The organism is Cobetia sp. PS-4MA (assembly GCF_057670765.1).
The window spans coordinates 2,282,950-2,306,146 of the sequence record NZ_CM173107.1 but is presented as its reverse complement, the minus strand read 5'-3'; the positions used below and the strand labels follow the sequence as shown (position 1 = coordinate 2,306,146).

At 55.6% G+C, this 23,197-nt stretch carries 14 protein-coding genes; 6 read left to right on the top strand and 8 right to left on the bottom strand.

The window, feature by feature from the left end; all coding sequences use genetic code 11:
• Positions 1 to 100: 100 nt before the first annotated feature.
• Positions 101 to 1,153 carry a glycosyltransferase family protein gene (locus AC26AR_RS09800; protein ID WP_488106883.1) on the top strand — a complete coding sequence of 351 codons (1,053 nt, stop codon included), beginning with the start codon at positions 101 to 103 and terminating at the stop codon, positions 1,151 to 1,153.
• 173 nt (positions 1,154 to 1,326) lie between these two features.
• Positions 1,327 to 2,007, top strand: a complete 681-nt coding sequence (locus tag AC26AR_RS09795) for a DUF938 domain-containing protein (RefSeq protein WP_488106882.1) — start codon at positions 1,327 to 1,329, stop codon at positions 2,005 to 2,007.
• A 150-nt stretch (positions 2,008 to 2,157) separates the two neighbouring features.
• Here the strand turns inward: AC26AR_RS09795 and AC26AR_RS09790 are convergent, their stop codons facing one another.
• Positions 2,158 to 5,031: a glycosyltransferase gene (locus AC26AR_RS09790; RefSeq protein ID WP_488106881.1), complete on the bottom strand. Its 2,874-nt coding sequence runs from the start codon at positions 5,029 to 5,031 to the stop codon at positions 2,158 to 2,160.
• A gap of 152 nt (positions 5,032 to 5,183) precedes the next feature.
• Positions 5,184 to 6,395, bottom strand: a complete 1,212-nt coding sequence (locus AC26AR_RS09785) for a Hint domain-containing protein (protein WP_488106880.1) — start codon at positions 6,393 to 6,395, stop codon at positions 5,184 to 5,186.
• Positions 6,396 to 7,933: 1,538 nt separating this feature from the next.
• On the opposite strand from AC26AR_RS09785, the gene AC26AR_RS09780 reads away from it, so the two are divergent.
• Complete coding sequence (locus AC26AR_RS09780; protein WP_488107899.1) at positions 7,934 to 8,491, top strand: type 2 periplasmic-binding domain-containing protein; 558 nt, start codon at positions 7,934 to 7,936, stop codon at positions 8,489 to 8,491.
• A gap of 146 nt (positions 8,492 to 8,637) precedes the next feature.
• Here the strand turns inward: AC26AR_RS09780 and AC26AR_RS09775 are convergent, their stop codons facing one another.
• Together AC26AR_RS09775 and AC26AR_RS09770 are read right to left on the bottom strand one after the other, a co-directional pair.
• The gene (locus AC26AR_RS09775) at positions 8,638 to 8,994 is read right to left on the bottom strand and encodes a hypothetical protein (protein WP_136939195.1); all 357 of its coding nucleotides are present in this window, start codon (positions 8,992 to 8,994) and stop codon (positions 8,638 to 8,640) included.
• 895 nt (positions 8,995 to 9,889) lie between these two features.
• A protein-coding gene (locus AC26AR_RS09770; RefSeq protein WP_488106879.1) for an IS3 family transposase occupies positions 9,890 to 11,025 on the bottom strand; the annotation gives its coding sequence in 2 pieces (ribosomal slippage) (positions 9,890 to 10,767 and positions 10,767 to 11,025; 1,137 coding nt in all).
• A gap of 790 nt (positions 11,026 to 11,815) precedes the next feature.
• Between AC26AR_RS09770 and AC26AR_RS09765 the strand changes: the two genes are divergently transcribed.
• Positions 11,816 to 13,774 carry a GGDEF domain-containing protein gene (locus tag AC26AR_RS09765; RefSeq protein ID WP_488106878.1) on the top strand — a complete coding sequence of 653 codons (1,959 nt, stop codon included), beginning with the start codon at positions 11,816 to 11,818 and terminating at the stop codon, positions 13,772 to 13,774.
• A 415-nt stretch (positions 13,775 to 14,189) separates the two neighbouring features.
• On the opposite strand, the gene AC26AR_RS09760 is transcribed toward AC26AR_RS09765, so the two are convergent.
• From AC26AR_RS09760 to AC26AR_RS09745, 4 genes are all read right to left on the bottom strand, one after another.
• Positions 14,190 to 15,364, bottom strand: a protein-coding gene (locus tag AC26AR_RS09760) for an IS3 family transposase (protein ID WP_488107898.1) whose coding sequence is annotated in 2 segments (ribosomal slippage) — positions 14,190 to 15,112 and positions 15,112 to 15,364 — 1,176 coding nt in all. Because the reading frame shifts where the segments join, the coding sequence is not laid out codon by codon here.
• A 189-nt stretch (positions 15,365 to 15,553) separates the two neighbouring features.
• A complete protein-coding gene (locus AC26AR_RS09755) occupies positions 15,554 to 16,816 on the bottom strand; it encodes a D-mannose isomerase (RefSeq protein ID WP_488106877.1) in 1,263 nt (420 codons plus the stop codon).
• Positions 16,817 to 16,863: 47 nt separating this feature from the next.
• Positions 16,864 to 17,727 (bottom strand): SDR family oxidoreductase, encoded by an 864-nt coding sequence (locus AC26AR_RS09750; protein WP_404626731.1) that lies wholly within the window; start codon positions 17,725 to 17,727, stop codon positions 16,864 to 16,866.
• Between the two features lie 280 nt (positions 17,728 to 18,007).
• Positions 18,008 to 18,904: a LysR family transcriptional regulator gene (locus tag AC26AR_RS09745; RefSeq protein WP_404626733.1), complete on the bottom strand. Its 897-nt coding sequence runs from the start codon at positions 18,902 to 18,904 to the stop codon at positions 18,008 to 18,010.
• A 454-nt stretch (positions 18,905 to 19,358) separates the two neighbouring features.
• Here AC26AR_RS09745 and AC26AR_RS09740 point away from each other — a divergent pair, with 454 nt between their 5' ends.
• Both AC26AR_RS09740 and AC26AR_RS09735 read left to right on the top strand, forming a co-directional pair.
• Positions 19,359 to 20,876 carry a CoA-acylating methylmalonate-semialdehyde dehydrogenase gene (locus AC26AR_RS09740; RefSeq protein WP_488106876.1) on the top strand — a complete coding sequence of 506 codons (1,518 nt, stop codon included), beginning with the start codon at positions 19,359 to 19,361 and terminating at the stop codon, positions 20,874 to 20,876.
• A gap of 233 nt (positions 20,877 to 21,109) precedes the next feature.
• Positions 21,110 to 22,756, top strand: a complete 1,647-nt coding sequence (locus AC26AR_RS09735) for a GMC family oxidoreductase (RefSeq protein ID WP_488107897.1) — start codon at positions 21,110 to 21,112, stop codon at positions 22,754 to 22,756.
• Positions 22,757 to 23,197: the final 441 nt, after the last annotated feature.

The window sequence follows — 23,197 nt, the reverse complement described above, 5'->3', positions numbered from 1 at the left end:
AGTAAGCGTCCCAGAGTCAGTGTGTGCTCTCGCTCGCGCTTGTTTGGCGGTGACGCCGAACGTGCCGGGACCATGAATGCCTCGAGTAAAGGAGACTGACATGACCGCCTTCCCGACCACTCCTCGTTGGATCGTACTCAGTGATGAAGCCCAGGCGCTGGAAGATATCTACTTCTTCCTGCCTGCCATGGCCGCGTTGCGCAAGGAAGGCACACGTATCGAGCGTTTTGAAACCCGCCGCTGGAAGTTCTCCCCCAAGCTTGCCCAGGCGCGCCTTACCGGCGCCTGCCTGCTGATTGCGCGTAGCCTGGGACGGGAATGGATCGAGATGCTGGAAACACACCGTGAGCAGCACGGTCGTATCTGCTACCTCGTCGATCACCTGTATTCGCCTGAGCTGCTGTCAGCGGAGCAGGGCAATGCCACCCCTGAAGCAGGCTCTGAGGCTGAAGCGGCCCAATTGCAACAGCGATTGTTCGCGCTGGCGGATGAGATCGTCGTGGTCAGCGAGCAGCTGGAGGCCGCTCTGGCGAGTCTGCATCCCAAAGTCAGCCTGTTGACGCCGCCACTGACCGGCAAGCTGCCGGATCTTCACCATCTCGAGCAGAGCGATTGTTGCATCGGCTTTCACGGTACCCTGGCGCATCGTGAGGACATCCTCACGCTGGCCCCGGTGCTGCGCGATATCCAGACGCGGCATTCGGACAGTGAGGTGGAGTTGATGATGGGCCGTCATCTGCCGCTGGCGCTCAGCGATATTCCTCGCCTCAAGACAATGGAGGCCGTCAGCTGGGAGGCCTTTCAGGATTATTGCTCGCGGCGTCGGATCGCCATCGGTCTGGCACCCTTGATGGAAAACTCCGACAATCGCGCCGCCTCCTGGCTGCGGTTTCTCGATATTACCCGCATGGGCGGGGTGGGCATCTACAGTCGCAGGGCGCCCTATGCCGATCTGATCGAGGACGGCGTCGATGGCCTGTTGGTGGGGGATGACCCAGCAGAATGGACTGCCGCCCTCGAGCGCCTGCTGGGCGACCGTGATGCGACGCGTGCCATGGCGCACAACGCGCAACATAAGGCCCATGAAGTGGGTGACCCACTGCGGGTGCTGGATTTCTGGCGCGCGCGTTCCACGGTGGCGCGTGCCCGCTAGCGGGTTTGTATGTAATGGCCTGCTATAGATCGCCGAAACGAGCTAGCCTGACCGAAATCGCCCGACCCAATCACAGTTTACTCGAGCGCCGCGCCCCTCAGGGGTGCGGCGCTTTGTTATGATCTAGCCATCTTTTCGTTCTGAGTCATTTGCCCTGTTGAAAGGAGTGTTGCATGGCCACCCCCGAGTTACCCGATGACTTGCCCAGCGCTACGTCGCGATCATCGCAGAAGGATGCAGAGGTGGCGCACAGCCAGCGTCTCGCGAGCCCAGCGGTCGCTCGCAATCGTGACGTGATTCTTGATGTTCTGCGGGATGTGCTGGCACAGCGACGTCAGGTGCTAGAACTGGCCAGTGGGAGCGGCGAGCACGCGGTGCATTTCGCCCACGGGCTCCTCCATCTCGAATGGCAACCCAGCGATGCTAGCCCGCGTGCCTTGGAATCCATCGCGGATTGGCGCGCCGAAGCCGCACTGCCCAACCTAAAGGCGCCGATCACGCTGGATGTGCAGGCCGAGTGGCCTGAGGTGGCCTGCGATGCGCTGGTGGCGATCAATCTGATCCATATCTCACCATGGCGAGTCACGTCCGAGCTGATGTTGCAGGCCGGTCGACGCCTTCCGATGGACGGCGTGCTGTATCTCTACGGCCCCTACAAGCGGGAAGGTCAACACACGGCGCCGAGCAACGAAGGCTTTGATGTGCAGCTCAAGAGCCGCAACCCGCTATGGGGCGTGCGTGATCTGGAAGCGGTCATCGAGGAAGCGGAGCGCAACGGTTTGCGGCTCGACAAGGTAGTCGAGATGCCGGCGAACAATCTGAGTGTAGTATTTCGCCGATGTTCTGGCTCATAGTCTATGGAATGACTTACTCAGGGAAATGCCCCACCTTGTTGACAATGTAGGGCATTTCCTTTAAATGATTTTTATTTTATCCATGAAGGATTGAATGAAAGCACGAATCATTCAAGGATTTTAGCATAGTATTAAATGATGACATTATAGTCAGTCCTGAAGTATTAGTTTCCGTATATCGAAATTATTTTTTGTATTCGCATTCCAATAAGACTGTGTTTTTTTATGAGGAAGCTCCATGTGTATATGCACTGCACGGCGTAACTGATAGATGGGGTGTATTTTTAGTCTCGATTTTTGTTCTTGATTGCCTTGGGTTTTCAGGTATGTGGCAATTGCTCGTGTAAGCAACCCTGGTCCCGTTTTGCTCCAAGTGCTTTCATTATCTCGTGTAAGTAGTGAAGACAATGCCATTTCACTGGCATATATAATGGCAGGGTGTTGAGGGGCCGCGGATATCACATTATTGGCTAATGCACCAAAGTTCTCTCTAAAACAAAGCAAGTCAGTTCCTTCCGGGAATAGACTATCCAGGTTAGTGTGGAAGCGATCATCGGCATCAATGTATAGCCCTCCATAATGTCTTAAATAGCAAAGACGGAAAAAGTCAGCCCCTTCAGCAGGATTATTGGCCAATAAAAATGCTTTTTCATAAGACTGGCCAAAAGTAGTCTTTAAGAAATATCTCGCTTTACGACTATCAAATCGCTCATATTCGATATCAGTAAGATTTTCCCAAGTCGCCATAGTATCTGTTATGGATTGAGGAGGGGTAGGGGTATCCCAGTACTGGACTATGCGACGTGGAATACGGTGACCATCTGTTTGGGAGACAGAAGTAGTGTCTATAGTATGTGTTGCTACGACCTTCGAGGCGGCAAAATTATAACGGGAAACAAGATCAGCAGATTCATGCGACAAGCTCAGAGCACTTTTTTCCGCTTGATATAGGCATAGATCGTTGAGATGAACCCCTATCATGGATACAGAAAAGTGTTCTGACGTTACCTCGTGTTGTATCCCGGATCGCCTGGCTTTTTCAATAAGATTATGAGCTTCTTCAGAGCGCCCTAGCATAATAAGCAGGCGGAGCCGTGTCATTAATAACTGTGTTGTGTTTCCTACACCGCTTGCGTCCAGCTCTTTTTGCGCTTCTTGACTATTCCCTAGTTCCAACCAGCACTGCGCACGTAGATTTGCTGCAGCTATTTTTTTTGCGACAGGAATATTACCATGCAATATCTCAAGCGCCCTTTGGGGCTGGCCCGAATTGAGTAGCATTAACGCATGCAAGGACTTAAGTGTAAAATCTTGCGGCCAGCGTAGACGGCATTGCCGAATATAGCGTTGTCCAAGTCCATGGATATGGGTAATTTTTAGTAGATTGCATAGTCTACGTGCTTCTAGTAAATTTCGCTTCGACTGACGGCAAGAGCGGTAGATAGAAAGGGCGGCGTGCGGCCCATCGGTGCACAGTGTAAATTCGACATTTACGTCATTTTTTGCTTGTTGTGTTAGATGCCTAGTTAACCTTTCTTTTAATGCGGAAGGCGAATGATACACTTGCGAGGCAATAGTTTTTTGAAATAGTGTTAGTACGACATCTTTGTCTTTCGGTCCATGTGAAAACATGGCATCACATGTTAAAGATACTTCTTTTTTTTCTGCCAGCTTTTCAGCATTAAATAGTAATTGAAGTTTCTCCTTTTCATTCAGGTATTGTATTTTTTCAATAATAAACTGAATAATACTGTGATAGTTGTTCCGACTTACCTGTGAGGCGGCTTGCGTGGTGTCTATCAGAGATATTGCATGTAAAAGCATTTGTATGTCTTGTTGAGAAACGTCATTTTTTTCCTTGATTGCTTGATATGTATTAATAAGATGAGAAGAGTATTCACCTTTTTTAAAATTGGCTATCAATGATAACCAGAGCTTCCTGCCGTTAAGATGGTTTGTGTGTTGTGCGAGCAGTGTTTGCAATACACTTATTGCAGCTTCGATTCGGTTATTGGCTTGATAAAATCGCGCAATTGCCAACATCACACTGGGGTGAACTGTCTTCGCATCGTATAGCATGCGAAGTAGTGAGAAAGCAGGTGATTTAAGATTGATCATACGCAGCAAATCTAATTTCGCACAACATAGTCCTGCATGTAAATGATGTTTTATCAACTCTTCGTCGACTAATGAGAGTGCTTGCGAAAACTCTCCCAGTGCCATAAGAATTCTAACTCTCAGAACCTGTAGTTCTGGATCATTTGGCCTACGTGTGTGTGCTCTTGTAACTCGTTCAGATGCAAGCTCTATTAAGTCTAATTCTAGTGCCACTTGTACCCATAATTTCCAGATGACAGGGTTAAAGATATTATAGGTAATGGCATCCGTGAGCACTTTATCCGCTTTTTCAAGCTGACGCTTATTAATCGCATACTGTGCGATATGAACTGCCAGGGTTTTGCCTAGGGCAATGGCATTAGTATGAATTGGCTGGTGAGTCAAGAGAGAAATGACAACAGAATAAGCAGCATCGAATCTACCATAGGATTGGTACCAGCGCGCTATTGCCATCTGTATTGCGGGATGAGGATCTGTATTTTTTCTTGTGTTGCTGACGAATTCTAAGCCTCTCGTTTTGAGTTCCTTGCCCCGTAATAGATCAAGCTTAAGACATACAAGATCCGGCGCCATCGGCCATTGGATAAGCGCTTTATCTACGATGACTTGAGCTTCTACATCATTCCCTTGTGCCTTTTTAATACGCCCGTAGAGCTCATGTATGGGGCGATGATAGGGGTGGTCTGAGATAGCTTGCACAACACGATGACTGGCTTCCTCCAAGTCATTTTGCCGATAGGCGAGTAGTGCCCAGTACTGCCAAGTACGTGCACAGGGAGTCTGTGCTTCTAATCGAAGTGCGAGCAACTGTGCCGCTTGTTCAAAATGACTATTGGCGATCGCCTGTTGAATTTTGTGCAGCGAGGGTTGGCTTTTATTTTGTGAGCGATATTCATGTACGGACAATGTTGTCATTACCTTGTTGAGGTCTGAGTAAAGAGTTGACGTACTCTTAGGTAAAACATAATAGCGGAGCCATGAACACAAAAACACCCACGTAACAGATTGATTCTGTCACGCGGGTGTAGGTGTACTACCTTATGCTCTGGCGGAGCTTATCAGGCGGCTTGGGTCGCCAGTTGCGGCTCCTCAATGCCAAAACGCTCACGAATGGCCAGTGGCAGCAAGCGGCGCGCAGAAATGCGCGGACGCTTCATTTCGGTGATGGTTGTGTCCATGCCGTACAGTGACAGGTACTCATCATAGTTTTCGAAGGCCTTACGATCGACGTAGTCGATGTAGGTCTCTGCGGCAGCACCATTCGCCAGAATTACTTCGTGATTTTCTGTCTCGATATGATAGTAGGTGACTTCCTTGGGAAGTTCACTCGCTTTAACGGTGGTGATCGTTGAGCCATTGACGAGTGCGCCGGCGTTGATGACCAAGCCATCGATGATCATGCCGTGACTGGCAGTGACTGTCAGATCCTGGTTCGGCAGTCCTGGAGCAATAGCGTTTTCTTGGAAGCGAATAGCCTGGAACTTGTCTTGCGCCTTTGCCGGGCGGACTGTCTGACGACCCACCCACTTGACGGCCACGGTATTACCTTCGGCAGTCACGACCATATCGCCAATTGACAGATTTTCGACAGCGATCTCACCTTCCGGCGTGGAAATCATGGTGCCTTCAGCGAAGCAAACCAGGGTGAAGCCGTTTGCACCGTTTAGCAGGCTTGGATCATCAATGTATGCCTGAGCTTCCGCTTCTGTCATGGGGATATTGGCGACGACGTCCCCTTCGCCTAACACCCCACTACCTGAGTTGGTGATATGCAGGGCGCCATTTCGATAAGCTTCTGTGAATACTCCCTCATCCAGCTGCCAAGTATCACCAGCGATGCTCAGCGTGTCGCCGGTTCCGAGACCTGTGACATTCAGCGTGGTGGTGTCCAGAAGGCTGACATCTGAAGCGTCGTAAGTGAAGTTACCAGCGCCTTCTCCGGTGAAGTTCACATCGTAGGAGCTGAGCCCAGATAGAGCAGAGATACTGGAAGCATCGACGCTGATGCCGCTTGCACCATCAATGTTGTAAGTGACACTGCTGAGGGCGCTGACATTCAGCAGGCCCTGGTCGATATTGAGCTGGCCACCGTTAGTCGCCGTGAAGGTCGGCTGGGCGCCAACTTCAACCCCTGCGATGCTGAGCACATTGGTTTCAACACCGTCGGACACCAGCTCAGAGGAGCCCAGCGCGGTGATGTTGACACCATCGTTTGGAGTATCAATGACTTCTGTTTGAGTACCAGCAAGATTCAGATTGAGCACTGCCATCGCGATGTTCCTTTTGCGTTACGGTTTCACTGTTGTGTCTGCACACCGCGACAGCTAATGCCGAGGTGTGCAGGGCAATAAGCGTTATTTTTTCGTTTAACCATATATTGTTGTCGAAGGTCTCCGCCTTCGTGTAACTAAGAGTATGCGCAAGAATATGTCAATTTCAATCGCAATAAGGAAGAAAGTAGTACTCCGAGCGGAATAAATTCCTTTTTTCCTATGCTGGGCAAGAAGTTAGGAGAGTTCTAAAATACAGAAAGACCCCATTCTGACGGCGACTATAGTTGGTTCAACGATAAATAATCCTAAATATCGTTAAATTACCGAATAAGATAAATTTAAGGCTAAAGTCTTATGGTTTACCTTTACTTGATGATGCGATGTGACACGTAGCCGAGTATCACGAGGCAGAGGATTGCGTCGTTTCTGCGCCCTGGGGATTCGAGACTTCGTCAGGAATCAACGACAATGCTAGCCAGGAAAAACGCCGGATTCGGCCATGCAGAAGTAGAGGGGCAGCGTGAGGCGCTCATGTGGACCTCGGTGAGCGAAACATGTCACGGGGAGTTGCCGCCCGCGTTGTCGGTAAATGCCATCACCTTTAAAACGCGAAGCATGCTCAAGGACGTTTTCTGGGCTGTATGCCGACACGTGAGGCTGCCCTGCCAACTTGCGTGCGCAAGGCCCAAGAGTTGACGAGAGGGATGAGTGAGGCAGGGGCGAACCAGTGAGTGTACACGCAGTGAGTCGCCGTAATTGCTCACGCATTGACAGCCCCCATGAACAGCGCGGGCCGTGCAAGAGGTCCTATCAGAGAGTCCCGCCGGGGCAGGGGAGGCGGGAGTGCCACTACCCAGCCAAGTGATTGATTTGGGGGTTCACGCTCAATAAGGGCCGTTATCATGGCCGTTGACAGGTATCGGCGACTGCTCATGTTAGCTGACGTATAGTGGCCTCCTGGGTGGAGTGTGGTGTGTCATGACCAGGAAGGGATGGTGATCAGCGGGGGCTGGGTTCATGGAAAAATTGTCAGTGTTGCGCGACTGCGTCGCATCCTGCCGGCGGTGGCTGGTACGGGGGCTTCTGGCGGGGGGGGGTGATCGTGTTCACCCTTTCGCTTGAGGTAACTGCCGAGGCTCAGGCCTCCGAGACCAGGGCAGCGATCAGGATTGCCAATGATTATAGTCCGACCACCTTGATGGGGGGCTGATCGAGGAATATAGGCAGCGTGTCACGATCCTTTCCAATGACACCTTGTCATTCTCGACACGGTCAGATATCCCGCCGCAGTCGCATCTCCCGGCCATGCGGGCCAAGGTCATCGAGATGGCCTCGACGCTTGCCAGTGCATTGTCGCGGGACGATCCGATGTTTGCCTTATCGACCTTGCCGGGCATCACTCGGACCCTGGAGGAGGCCCAGCGCCTGTACCGTCTATCACGCCCCGTCTATGGAGAGTTGCTTGCTGCTCGTAATCAGCGCTTGCTCTTTGCCGTGCCGTGCCGTGCCGTGCCGTGCCGTGACCGCCCAGTGGCATCTCGTCCCGAAAGCCGATTGATAGCCTTGAAGCGCTGAAGGGCCTGAATATTCGGACCTTTGATACCAATGCCTCACGCTATTTTCTGGATCTTGGGGCCGAGCCGCATTTGCTGAGCTGGGAAGTATTGCAGGCCAGGCTCGGAGATGATGATCTTGATGCGGTTCTCACCTCAGCCTCTGGAGGCATCGTGCTGGGGCTGGAGGAGGCGTTTGCACATTACACGCCAATCAATTACGCCTATCCATTGAATATTGTCAGCATCAATCAGGAAGCGCTGGATTCATTGAGTGCTAAGCAGCAGAAAGCGCTACTCAATGTGGCGGATGAGATGGAGCGCCTTGGCTGGCAGAAAAGCCGCGCCAGCGAGATATCGGCCTATGAAGAGCTCATGGCGATAGGGGTGACGGTTCAGGTCAGGCATGCCAAGGCTCTCAATAGTGCGATGGCAGCCTCCAATCAACGAGTGTTACAACAATGGCTGCAGAAGGTTGGCTGGGAGTACCGTGATCTCGTGAACTATTACCTGGCATCCCGTGTCGAGAGTAATGGATAAACGCCATGCTCTTGGGAGGGCCGCCATTCTTGTCGGTGCGTCAGCGCGATTCTCTTTTGCCATCATGGAGACACCACCAAGAGGTGTTCTCAAAAAGCTAGTGATATGCCCGCGAATCCTAGAATGCCAGGTTGGGAGTCGAAGCGTCAGTGTCGTGCGTCGGGGTCACGCTCAGTGTCATTCCAGTCAATGACATGGCTGATAATCTTCCAGCCTGCCTTACGGGCAGCTTTCTCGGCCTGTATACGAGCTTCGACCTTGGAAATGCTATCAGTTTGCACCGTAAAAGGCTCCTCGAGTGCCAGTCGACGTTGCTTCACGCCAAGCGTAACTCTGAGTCCCTTGAGGGGGGTGGTTGTCTTGCGAGCACGAGGGGCTGGGCTGCGCTTCGATGTAGTGGGGTAGGGGGAATTGCTGTCGGAAGTAGGCCGGGAGCTTTTGACAAAGCGATCAAGCTCTTTTTTGATGGTTTCTTCAAAATCTTCTATGGAGAAATCACTCATCTCTGCTGTTCCCATGATATGTGATGGGGATGCTCAACACTCTTATTTCACATCAGCCCAAAGGATAAGCCTAGGCTGTGAAATAGTCGTGGCCTGGGTCGTGCCAATGTACGCCAATCTGACGGCGTCCATGGGCGAGAACGGTCTTGCATCACCTCGCCTCGAAACCGAGACTCTCTGTCAGGCCAAGAGTAGCCCCTGTTAGCATCTTTTGTAAGTACAGGTTACCGCTTTCTGATGACAGATAATGCGGGAGGGTTGATGGTATTCCGGCATGCCCTGCATTGCTCCGTCAATATCGGTAATCGACTTTTGCTCGCCTACCTTAATCGGTGAATTGGGCATGAAAGACGCTCGTCGTTGATGTCGCCTACGAAGAGTGACGAGGATTGTGATGTCAGGCAGCATGCCAAGGGGATGCCACGGCAAGACCTGGGCACGATACCTCATATCATCCACCTTGAAGGATAAAAGATTCCCACTGTGGAGGGTAGCCCTCATGGGGCAATGGAGAACGGTGGTCGTCACGTGCCCTCTCGCCCGATACTCTCGTCAGTTACCTGCAGGGGCGGTCGCTACCAATGACAGATATCAGGTGGTGGCGCTGCTTGGGTGAGACAAAGCATCACTGCGGGGTCTTCTCACCGCTTGTGTTCGAGCGCTGCGGCATGTTTCGGGTTGGTACCCAAGCCCCTACGTAATGTGTGTCTCCATATCGGCTGATATCGCTCTATTCAGCGTGGCGTCGCTCGTAAATCTTTTGGTGTCCTGATATCCCCCAACATTATGGCTGGAATGCGTAGGAATCGTCTGCGACATGATGAGGACTGAAGTGGACCCCATCCTTTGGACCACCTGACGGGTCGTCTAAGCTCGGATCAGGTCATCATCGGCGTCAGGCCGCCTGGGTCAGTGGTTGAGAGAAGTACACTTCATCAGGTGTAGCATCGTCCAGCCCTTGGTGGGGCCGCTCCGTGTTGTACCAAGCGAAGTAACACTTCAGATCCCTTCGCAAGTGGGCGCCACTCTCGAAAGCCTTCAGGTAAACGCACTCGTACTTCACGCTGCGCCAGAGTCGTTCCACGAAAATGTTGTCCTGATAGCATCCCTTGCCATCCATGCTTATCCGGACATCATGGGCTTCCAGCACTTCGGTGAACGCCTGGCTGGTAAACTGACAGCCTTGATCTGTATTGAATATCTCGGGCTTTCCATAGCGCGCCAAGGCTTCCTCCAAAGCATCGATACAGAAGTCCGTATCCAGGGTGTTGGAGACCCGCCAGGCCAGCACGCGACGGCTGTGCCAGTCCATGATGGCCACCAGGTACATGAACCCGCGCGCCAAGGGAATGTATGTGATATCGGTCGCCCACACTTGATTGGGGCGGTCGATGACCCGCCCCCGCAGCAAGTAAGGATAGATCCGATGCCCCATGCCCGGCCGGCTGGTGCATGGCTTTGGATAAATAGCCTGTAGGCCCATCTCGCGCATCAATCGCTGAACGCGCTTGCGGTTCACCGCGTATCCCTGGCGATTGAGATGGGCTGACATCCGTCGTGAGCCATAGACCGGTGTGCGCAGATGCTCCGCGTCGATCAGACGCATTAACTCCAGGTCATAGGCCCCTAGCGCCTTGCGCTGATAGTACATTGAGGAGCGACTGATACCGAGTAGCTGGCACTGACGCCGGAGGCTGATGTCGGGCGCCTGCGGCTCGACCAGTGCCACGCGCTGGGCCCGGCTCAACGACCGAGCCCGCGTGACAAAAAATCCCGTTCCACCGTCAGCTTGCCGATCTCGCGGTAGAGCGTATCGATCTCCTCCTGGGTCTTCTGAGCGGTTTTACCGGAACTCTTGCTCTCGAAGACGCCGGTGGCGTTGTCCAGCAGTTCGCGTTTCCACTGACTCACCATGGTGGGGTGGATCTCGAAGCGGGCCGCGATCTCCGACGTGGTCTGCTCTCCCTTGAGGGCGGCGAGGGCTACCTTGGCTTTGAACTCACTGCTGTACTGTCGACGTTTCCTGCTCATGATCAAGCTCTCCTGGTCGGTCTGATCAGAGCTTAGCGCCTGGTCCGAATTCCGGGGACCACTTCAGACTGCCCCCTCTCGATGTAGTGTGACGTTTCTCCGGACTGAGTGCCTCTCACTGTCACGATAGGGTGAGTCACTGTGACTAGCGTCCACGCGAGCTGTTTGTATAATGCCCTCTCTCTAGGCGAGTAGCATTCAACGCACACGGAACCCTCTCTGCTGTTACCAATAGCGTATCGTCTACTAAGGGGATGTACGTAATACTCCGGGTGTTGTGTAGGGAATAATGTCTTGCGGAGCGGAACTGTAAAATTGCTTCATGAATGTGGAGATAATCCTCATGCAGCTTAGTAAAGGAGCTGAAAATAGCATAAGTACCTGTGGGACACGGCGTTATGTGCAGAGGGGGCTCTCGGAGGTCATCCTGACCCTCGAGGATTCCTAGGATGTTTCTCTCCTTTTGCGTGTAGAAGCTGCGTGACTGGGCAGGCATTGGCGCCAACGCTCACACATAAAATTACACGTATAATGTCGATGTGCTGAGTATTATCATCCAGGCGGTGCGTAGAACCAACGCGCGCCACGGCGACAGTGTATGACCGAAGGGCGCGGCAGGCTGTTATCTATAGGACAAGACTCATGGTATCGAGAGCTTGACGAGACGTCATCGGGGGGGATCGTGTCAAGTGATATGGGATAAGCCGGCAGGCTTGCGTTCGCGTAAGGTTCGTCGTCGACAGTGAAGAGCAGGGCAGGCATCTAGGTTAACAGCTCTCAAGGATAGGGAATGACACAGAGACTTTTCTTGGTATCGCTTGGTCTGGTTGCTTTCGCTATTGCCTTGCTGGGGCTTTGGCCTCGTGCCGGTCATGAGGCCAATACGATACTTCTGATCATGCTGACTCTACTGGCAGCCGGCCAGACAGCCTGGCATTGGCGTAGTGCGCTTCTCAGTCGATTGTTTCTTGGAGCGGCATTGACGATCAATACGGTGCTGATCGGTACTTTTCTTTTCCCGGAAAGCTGGGTCAGTGCCGATCACTGGAGGGCGTTACTGACTGGGCTACCCGGTGACTGGTACGTCGCCAATATACGGCCTCCGATGTTAATTCTCCTGTCCTGCCTGGGGCTTAGCTGCTGCGCTTTGTTACGCATGCGTCTGGGGTATGGCGCCGCCACCCTGCTGGCGCAAACCACTCTCGTACTGGCATTCACCATCGTCACCCCCCCCCCTGAGCAGTCTTTAGCCAGTATGCCCCTAATTGGAATGGATCGCCTAACACTGCTGATCTACCTGGCAATTCTGTTATTAGCGCAATGGCTGGAACTGCTTCCAGTGTTGACACGTAACTGGCGAGACAATCTGGTACCCCTGATGATTGCAGCGGGTATTACCTTCATCTGTCTGTTGGCATGGCAGCATCAAAGCAGGAACGAGAACGAGCGTATTGCCCAGGAGACCTACATCCTGGGCGACAGGATCGCGATACAGCTATCTTCTGAGGTTGAGGGGCAGCTCGCTGCCATGCGACGGTTCGCCAAGCTCTGGAGCTTGATGGGTCAGACCTCGGCGCGTGAGGAGTGGGAGCGATTGGCACGGAACTACTACAACGATTTTAGCCACTTTATGAACATCGCGTTCATCGATCGTGACAGCGTGATCAAGCTGGTATTTCCCGATGAAGGAAAAAATCATGAATTACTAGGCGTGAGGCTCTTTGATGCTCAACCTGACAGCCCCTTGCGTAACCCGCTTGAACTGGGCATTGAAGGTCATACTGGCATCATTGATCTTCTGCAAGGCAGCAAGGGTATGGTGACCTACTTGCCAGTACGTGCCCCCCGTGATGATGACATTTTCGGGGCTATTGCCATGGTGGTCGATCTCGATTCCTTGCTGGATCATGCTCTCAGGGCCGCTCATAGTGACATTTTCGCTATTACCTTGTCAGAGCGTGGCCAAGTCTTCGTCCATGTCGGGCCGGAAAGCCGTCTCGCTCCCTGGGGGCATCAAATTCCTATCGAACTCCCCGCCTCGAACCTGATGCTGAGCCTTCAGCCGACGCAGCATTTCCTCACGGTAGCTCGTGGGCGCTTACCCGAAGCCACTCTCCTGACGGGCATCATGCTCGCGTATCTCGTCTTTATGGTGCTCTACATGTATCGACACGTGTTTCAGGAACATCGTGTCTTTGAGCAAGCCAATAATGGCTTGAAGAAAGAGATGGCGCGTCGTGAGAAATTAAAAAACGAGATTCAGTGGCTGGCACGCCATGATGAGTTGACTCGACTGCCCAATCGTCATTTTTTTCTCGAGCAGGTACATCTTTTCAAAGAGCAGATGCCGCTGACGATAATGATACTGGATATCGATTTCTTCAAATCGATCAACGATAAGTTGGGGCATCTTGAAGGTGATCGCTATCTTCAGACGGTAGCCTCGGTATTGAAGGTGCCTGTTGAGTCGGCTGGCGGGATATTGGCAAGATTTGGTGGAGAAGAATTTGTCGTTTTTCTACCCGATTGCCCCCGGGCCGTTGGTCGTATGCTCGCAGAGGAGTTGCGTCGTAATGTACAAGCAGCAGGGCTACCCCAGCCGGCTACGGACAGCGTCGTGACCGTCTCGATTGGGATGGCGTGTCTGGCCAAAGAGCCCTTTGCATTGGAATCACTGCTTCAAGCGGCTGACGATGCGCTTTATCGGGCCAAGTCCAGTGGACGCAACCAGGTTCAAGTTGCTGATTGACATCTCATAAGGTCATGCCTTTCCCGTGATGCCTTTGGGCAGGCTGGGGTCTGCTCCATGGACGCAACTCCTAGTGCAAACCCTATCTGCGTGATATCCAACCTCCAACCTGACTTGCAGTTCTTGGGAGGGAAGAGTGTTTTGCTTCGTGCGAAGCATCTCCCATGAAGAGTCATGGGAGCGGTTTTCAGTGGCTTCCTTGAGCCCTGGGTTAGGCGGTAAATCGTTATTGCTTCGGCTTCAGGATATTTTCCATATAGATAGTTTGCTTAGTATCTAGGTTCACGTATCATTCATGTTCTCGGTCCGTCAACGCCACACGAGCGTAAGCCATTCGTTTGGTGCTACTACCCAGTGAGAACTCACACCATGTCATTTTCGATCAACCGACGTCAGTTACTGGCTGGTGTAGTGGTCAAGTGTTTTTGGCCATCGAGCTTTGAGCATTCCAGTAGTTCTTTTCTGCCAAATTCGGCGGTAACCCATCGTTATGCTTGTGCGGCCTGAGCCTGCTGTAGTAACCGATCATATAATCAGTGACAGATCGCTTCGCCGCAGCAACATCGGGATAGCCGATCTCTGGCACCCATTCCGTTTTCAGGCTTCTGAAGAAGCGCTCTGTTGGGGCATTGTCCCAGCAATTGCCACTGCGACTGAGACTCAGGGTCATTCGGTAGCGCCAGAGCATCTGCCGGAATGCCCGGCTGGTGTACTGGCACCCCTGATCCGAATGAAACAGGATATTCCGTGGCTCTCCACGCGATTCGTAGGCCATGGTCAGCGCCTTTTTTACCAACGCCGTGTTCGGCGATAGGGACAATGCCCACCCCACGGGTTTACGAGCATACAAGTCGATGACGACTGCCAGATAAGCCCAGCGTGCCCCTGTCCAAATATAGGTAATGTCGCCGGTCCATACCTGATTGGGCTCCTTTACATCGAACTCCCGATCAAGGGCATTCGGTATATCTAGGTGTGGTTGATCAGCCTTCTTGTAGGCGTGCCTCGGCGGCTGCGAACTCATCAGCCCTAACTGCTTCATCCGTCTGCCGGCCCGATAGCGACTCAACTGTATTCCTGCCTGCGTGACCATTTTTGCGATGCTGCGAGCGCCAGCAGAGCCGTTACTGACGGCATGCGCCTCGACAACCCGGTCCAGCAGCTTCTGCTCTGTCTCACAAGGTCTTCTATCCCGACCACGCCAAGCCCGGTAGCTACTGCGATGCACCCCAAACACCTGACACAAGTGCTGCACCGCATAGCTCTCTTCAAGTCGCTCGATTATCGAGAATTGCTCAGGGAGTCCGACATCAAGAGAGCGGTAGCCTTTTTTAAGATTGCCTTCTCTTCTTCCACTCGCCGCAGCTTGCGCTTCAGTTCCTGGATCTCACGCTGTTCCGGTGTCATAGCTTCACCTTTCAGCGGTGCCTTGCCTGCCCGCTCAGCACGAAGCCTGTGAACCCAATACTCCATGGTGGATTTGCCAACCCCCATGGCCTCACACGCCGCTTTCAGCGTGTAGCCTTGGTCGACCACGAGCTGGGCCGCTTCCAAGCGAAATTCCGGGCTAAACGTTCTCTTCTTCGTCATCATCTGCACCTGACTGTCTTTGTAAGCCATCATACACTCAAAGTCAGGTGGCCAGATTCACTGTGCCACTACATCCATCGCATGTCGGCTCATGGTTTGCCGCGCTGAACCTCAAAGCCCTCGTGTCGCCGGTTTTCGGTAACACGGGGGCTTTGTTTTAGGAGGCTCTCCGTTGGGACGGAGACTGGATTACGGTGCTTCTTCAGCGATAGCGCGGGCCATGGTCGGGGCCAATGGGAGGCGGGGGAGTAAAGTGGCCTGATAGGCGTGATAGAGGTCCGGCTTACCCGACCATAGTTCATCTGATGGACGGTTTTGGCGATCCAGCTCCTGCCACCAGCTGCCATGTTCACGATCGATCATGAATTGATCGATCGTGTCCCAACACTTGCGGTACCAACGCTCATACTCGGCATCCCCGGTTCGCCGCCAGAGCGCAGCGGCAGCTGCACTGGCCTCTGCGACTGGCCAGTGCAGACGTTCGTGCACCACGGGCTGGTCATCCCAATCGTGGGTATAGATCAGTCCTGGTTCACCATCGACATCCCAGCCCAATTCGCAGGCTTTCTGAAAGAGTGCTCGTGCGTCGCCCAGTAACCAGTCTGGAGGTGTCTCGCCCTCACGTTTAAGGCCGGCTTCCAGATGCAGGAGAAGGCGAGCCCATTCGAATGCATGGCCCGGTGTGGCACCGTAAGGACGGAATTGATCCTTGGGGGTGTCACGATGATACTCTCGCCATGGTTGCCACTTACGATCAAAATGCTCAATGATGCGATACCGATTCGCTCTGGCATGTTGATGAATGATCTTGTCGGCCACCGCGAGCGCTCGATGCCGCCACAGCGGGGATTCCAATACATCGGCCAGTTGAAGGAAGGCTTCCGTGCCGTGCATATTGCTGTTGGCCCCACGATACGCTTCTTCCTGCTGCCAATCGCGGGAGAAGCTTTCGCGTAGGCTGCCTTCTTCCTCCGACCAGAAATGGTCCTCGATCGTAGCGATCACCTTCTCCAGCAATGGTCTGGCCGATGAATGCCCCGCCTGCCATGCGCTGGACGCTGCGAGTGCGACGAAGACCTGGATATAGGCCTGCTTTCCGTCATCTGCCTCGCCTTTGGGAAGACCGCCGTACCAACCGCCATATTCGCTATCATGAAGTGGACCGGCTAGTGCTGTCAGTCCATGTTCCACCAAGACAGCAGCCCCCGGTTCGCCACGCATTTCGGCCAACGAATAGCAATGGACCATACGCGCCGTGATCATGGTATCGGGCTGCGCATCATGGGGCAGTTCACCCCGCTCATCCAGCGCGGCGAAGCCGCCTGCAGGGTGCCGAGAGGCCCGGTAGAAGTACAGCAGCCGCTGTCCTTCCTTTTCCAGCCAGTGATGATGGGACGGGCGTGCCAGCCAACCTCCACGGCCCTGTGTTGTACTACTGATAGATGTGCTCATCTCAGGGTACCTTCAGTGAAAAGGGGATCCTTAGTGCCGGTATGTCATCAACCATTGACGATGGTGCCGCCATTGGGATGCAGGGTCTGGCCACTGATGAAGGAAGCGTCCAGCGAGGCCAGGAACACATAGCAGGGCCCTAATTCACAGGGTTGAGCGGCCCGTCCCATGGGGGTGTCGGCACCGAAGTTCTCCAGCATCTGCGGGTCATGGGCGCCGAGCGTTGCAGGCTGCAGGGGGGTCCAGACCGGGCCAGGGGCAATGGCATTGACGCGAATGCCACGACCGACTACCTGATTGGAGAGCGAGCGGGTAAAACTCACGATGGCCCCCTTGGTCGCAGTGTAATCGACCAGAAAGTCCGGCCCGATATAGGCATTGACCGAGGTGGTATTGATGATGGCGTCATCCTCCCCCAAATGGGGCAGTGCGGCCTTGGTGAGATAGAACATGCTGTGCATGTTGGTGGCGAAGGTCTGCTCCCACTGGGCGTCTTCCAGGGTGGTCAGGTCTTCACTGACCCACTGTGTACCGGCATTGTTGACCAGCACGTTTAGGCCACCAAAGGTCTCAACCACCTTCGCCACGGCATTTCGGCAGAACTCGGCGTCTCGCAGATCGCCCGCAATCAATAGGCACCGGCGCCCCTCTGCCTCTACGAGCCGCTGAGTTTCTTTAGCATCATCTTCTTCGCTTAAATACATCACGGCCACATCGGCGCCTTCACGTGCAAAGTGGATGGCGGCAGAGCGCCCGATACCACTGTCTGCACCGGTGATCAGTGCCACCTTGTGCTCAAGTTTGCCACTGCCACGATAGTCGTCGCGAATGAAGATCGCCTTCGGCTCCATCAGGCTTTCCTTGCCTGGCAGTGTCTGTTGCTGCGCATGAATCTCGGTCTTGGCTACCATGCCACCCTCCCTGATGACGCGATGCGTCGAATGTGTGAGCTCTCTTCCCCATCGCTATGGACTCGACAACACCAGCGATGGGACTACGAACGTTTAGGTGTTGAATAGCTTTGCAATTACGACTTTGTGCTATTCCCGAGAGAATAAAAGATGCGTTTCACGCAACGATGGGAATCGTTTCCAGTAATTCGATGGCGTGAGCGAGAAAGGACAAAAGAGCAATAAAGGGGGGGCAGTGACATGCGGGGTAGTGACAAAATTGAGCGATCGATCGTTGTGTCTACTCCATAGGCCACACCTGCTCGAGGCTTTGCAGTGCCGCCTGAACGCTGGGATCAGCGGCCTTGTCACGCCGCCATACCACGCTGAGTGCGCAGGGCAGACGGGTGTCCGGCACGATATTGAGCCCCCGCTCCTGCCGCTCGGCCAGCGCCAGCACATCACGCGCCAGTGACAGCCCGACCCCCGCGCGTACCAGGTCCAGCATGCAGACTTCCTGATCCACCTGGGCGACGCGATGCAGCGTAGCCTCCACGCCGCGCATGGCATGTGCCAGCAGGCGGGAATGTACCGAGTTGGGGGGCGTGACGATCCACGGCAGGGCCGCCAACGAGGCCCAGTCGGTCGCTGCCAGCCGCGATGACCAGCCCGCCGGTGCCAGCAGGTAGTACTCGAACAGCGCCAATTCCCGGTAGTCGAGGGTGCTGTCGCCCGGCCCTTCTCCCGGTGGGGCGAGATAGAAGCCTATCTCCAGCTCATCCTGCTTGAGTGCCTTGAGCACACACCCGCTCATGCCATGTTGCAGAGACGTCTCTACCCCGGGTGCCTGTGCCAGGAAATGGCGCAGGAAACTGCCGAGACGAATGAATTCCGGGTCGATGATGGTGCCGATGCGCAGGGTGCCACGCAGGGTACTGTGCAGGGCAGAGGCAGCCTGCTCGAACTGGCGGGCACTGGCCAGCGTGCTTTCGGCACTGGAGAGCAGGGCCTGACCATCGGCGGTCAGCTGCAATCCGTGGGGATGACGATCAAACAGAGAGAGGCCCAGGCTTTCCTGAAGCTGTTTGAGCTTGAGGCTGACGGCAGGCTGGGTGAGGTGCAAGGCCTCGGCGGCTCGTGACACGCTACCGGTGCGCGCCACGGTGACGAAGGCGTGAAGACGGGACAGATCCTGCATCGAAGGCTCTCTGGGCAAGGGGGCGAAGGATCAACAGCGACATGGTTCATGTAGCAGGTCGCCTGCATTCTTGTCTCAGTGTCCCGCCGATGACCTATTCCCCTTTGGTCTAGCGATGCCACCGAAAGCGCTGCCATGACGCCCGAACATTCCCTCCGCCGTATTCCATTCCACGCTCTCACTCGCCCGCAACCCCGCCATGACTGGGCTGGTGAGCGATGGCGGCTGTCTGCGTTCGGGGGCGTTCGTGATATCAGCAATCGTTATATCGCACCCAAGAATAACTCAATTGAACGTTCCGGCCGGCGGGGTAGATTCAAGGTACAGCCTTCATGCATTCAGCTCTCATGACCAGCTCTCATGTCCAGCCCTTATGACCAGCCCCTATGGCTGAGCCGCCGGGACGCTCCCCGCGCACGCTTCAGTCACTACGCCAGCGGAGACGATTCACGCCATGACCACGCCCCAGCAGACCATCGCCCATTTCATCAACGGCCAGGTGACCCACGGTGACTCCAGTGCCACACAGGATGTCTTCAATCCCGCCACCGGCCAGGTGACCGGCCAGGTCGCGCTGGCACGCGACAGCGACATCGATGCTGCCGTGGCGGCCGCCGACGCCGCCTTCCCGGCCTGGGCCGACACCCCGCCGATTCGTCGTGCCCGGGTGATGTTCAAGTTCCTCGCGCTGCTCAACGAGCACAAGGATGCGCTGGCGGAGGCGATCACCCGCGAGCACGGCAAGGTGTTCACCGATGCTCAGGGCGAGGTGGCACGTGGCATCGATATCGTCGAGTTCGCCTGCAGTATCCCGCAGTTGCTCAAGGGTGACTTCACCGACCAGGTCAGCACCGGCATCGACAACTGGACGATGCGCCAGCCGCTGGGCGTCGTCGCCGGTATCACGCCGTTCAACTTCCCGGTGATGGTGCCGATGTGGATGTTCCCGGTGGCCATCGCGGCAGGCAACTGCTTCGTGCTCAAGCCGAGCCCGCTGGACCCCAGCGCCTCGCTGATGATGGCGGACCTGCTCAAGCAGGCGGGCCTGCCGGATGGCGTCTTCAACGTGGTGCAGGGTGACAAGGATGCCGTCGAGGCGCTGATTGATCATCCCAAGGTGCGCGCACTGTCCTTCGTGGGCTCGACCCCGATCGCCAATCTGATCTATGAGCGCGGCGCACGCCACGGCAAGCGCATCCAGGCACTGGGCGGCGCCAAGAACCATATGGTGGTGATGCCGGATGCCAACCTCGATAAGGCGGTGGATGCCTTGATCGGCGCGGCCTACGGCTCCGCCGGCGAGCGCTGCATGGCCATCAGCGTGGCGGTGATGGTGGGCGATGTGGCGGACACCCTGGTGCCGCGTCTGGCCGAGCGTGCCCGCGAGCTCAAGATCAAGGACGGCATGAACCTGGACGCCGAGATGGGCCCGATCGTCACTCGTCAGGCGCATGAGCGTATCTGCGGGTATATCGAGAAAGGCGTCGCGGAAGGCGCCGAGATGATCGTCGACGGGCGTGAGTTCACCGGCAACGACATCGGCGGCGACAGCACTGAAGGCTTCTGGATGGGCGGCACGCTGTTCGATCACGTCACCCCGGACATGACCATCTACAAGGAAGAGATCTTCGGCCCGGTGCTGGCCTGTGTCCGCGTGCCGGATATCGCGACTGCCATCCAGCTGATCAATGACCACGAATTCGGCAACGGCGTGAGTTGCTTCACCGAGAGCGGCAGTGTCGCGCGTGAATTCGGGCGTCGCATCCAGGTGGGCATGGTCGGCATCAACGTGCCGATTCCGGTCCCGATGGCCTGGCACGGCTTCGGTGGCTGGAAGAGCTCCCTGTTCGGGGATACCCACGCCTACGGTGAAGAGGGGGTGCGCTTCTATACCAAGCAGAAGTCCATCATGCAGCGCTGGTCGGATTCCATCGATGCCGGTGCCGAATTCGCCATGCCGACGGCCAAGTAAGTCGCTCACGCTTTCGGTCATCTGCACCGGCGTCATCAGCATCGTCGCCGTCTGTATTCCTGCCATTGGAAAGTACACGCCAGCTGTCTGGAGAGGGACGCGCCATGTCAGACAACAAGAACAACCCGCATCGATCCCCAGGGGGCGAGCGGGACGCTCGCCCCGTCAAACCGGGAGACGATCTGCCGGAATTCGATTTCATCATCGTGGGGGCCGGTTCCGCCGGCTGCCTGATGGCCAATCGCCTCAGCGCCAACCCTGACCACCGCGTGCTGCTGGTCGAGGCGGGTGGGCGCGACAACTATCACTGGATCCACATTCCGGTGGGCTACCTGTACTGCATCAACAATCCGCGCACCGACTGGCTGTACCGCACCGAGCCGGACAAGGGGCTCAACGGACGTTCGCTGATCTATCCGCGCGGCAAGACGCTGGGGGGATGTTCCAGCATCAACGGCATGATCTACATGCGCGGTCAGGCGCGGGACTATGACCACTGGGCCGAGGTGACCGGCGACAGCGAGTGGCGCTGGAAGCAATGTCTGCCGGCCTTCATGCGCCATGAGGATCACGCGCGCCTCGACGAGGGCGGGGATGCCGGCCCCGAGCATCGCCAGTTCCATGGTCACGGTGGCGAATGGCGAGTCGAGCGGCAGCGCCTCAACTGGGAAGTGCTGGACGATTTTGCCAGTGCCGCCGAACAGGCCGGCATCCCGCGCACCGAGGACTTCAATCGTGGCAGCAACGAAGGGGTGGCCTATTTCGAGGTCAATCAGCGTTCCGGCTGGCGCTGGAATACTGCCAAGGCCTTTCTGCGTCCGGCACTCAAGCGCGGCAACCTGGCGCTGTGGCACTCCACCCAGGTCAATCGTCTGCTGTTCGCGGGCGGCGAGCAGGGCACAGGAGCTGGCATAGGGGCGGACGCAGCGAAGGACGCCTCCAGTCTGCACTGCACCGGGCTGCAGGTGGTGCGTGACGGCAAGCTCATCAACCTCTCAGCGAAGCGTGAGGTCGTGCTGTGTGCCGGCGCCATCGGCTCGCCGCATCTGCTGCAGGTCTCGGGTGTCGGGCCCAGGACATTGTTGGAGCAACATGGCATCGAGGTGGTGAAGGACCTACCCGGCGTTGGCGAGAATCTGCAGGATCACCTGCAGATCCGCTCGGTCTACAAGGTCACCAATGCCAAGACCCTGAACGCCATGGCCAGCACGCTGCTGGGCAAGATGGGCATCGGCATGCAGTACCTGTTCAAGCGTTCCGGACCCATGAGCATGGCGCCATCGCAATTGGGGGCCTTCACGCGCAGCAGCGAGGACTACGCCCATCCCAATATCCAGTATCACGTCCAGCCGCTGAGTCTCGAGGCCTTTGGGCAGCCCTTGCATCCCTTCCCGGCGATCACGGCGAGTGTCTGTAATCTCAACCCCACCAGCCGTGGCTCGGTGCGGCTACAGAGCGCTGACCCGCGCCAGGCCCCGGCGATCGCGCCCAACTACCTGAGCACGGAGGAAGATCGCAAGGTCGCGGCGGACTCGCTGCGGGTCACGCGGCGCATCGCCTCCCAACCGGCTTTTGCGCGCTATAAGCCCGAGGAAATCAAGCCGGGGGTCGAGTACCAGACTGATGAAGAGCTCGCCAGGCTCGCCGGCGATATCGGCACCACCATCTTCCATCCGGTGGGCACCACGCGCATGGGGCGCGCGGATGACCCGATGGCCGTGGTCGACAGCCGTCTGCGTGTGCGCGGCATCCAGGGATTGCGGGTGGCGGATGCCGGCATCATGCCGACCATCGTCAGCGGCAATACCAACTCGCCGACCTTGATGATCGCGGAGAAGGCCGCTGGCTGGATTCTGGAATCAGCTGTCGGAGGAGACTGATACGAGACCCTGCATGCCCCCAATGCGTCAGCCATTGCTGATCGCTCAAGGCCGACTCGTCTGACTCTGAGCTTGCATGGGTCAGCTCGAGCCAGGCGCATGAGAAGTGATCAAGCGCTGAGCGTCTTGTGACACGAGGTCAACGTCGAGGCTTCTGCGTGTGACGTTGGCGCATCGGCTGGCGTGATCCTCGCAATGCAAGGGACGGAAAGACTGCCGCGTCAGGTATTGGCTTCTGCGGGACAGTCGCCGCCCATGAGAGTTTGAGACCCACAGGCCGCCGACATTGACGTGTCGGCGGCCTGTTCGCGTCTGGCGGAAACATTGTCGAAGAAGGCGCAAGGAAGGCGCGAGGAGAGGGCAGGAGGGGGGAGTGTGCAGCGCAAGATTGATGAATGAAATTCATGTGTGCATGAGAAAATACTGTGTCGCGATTCATGT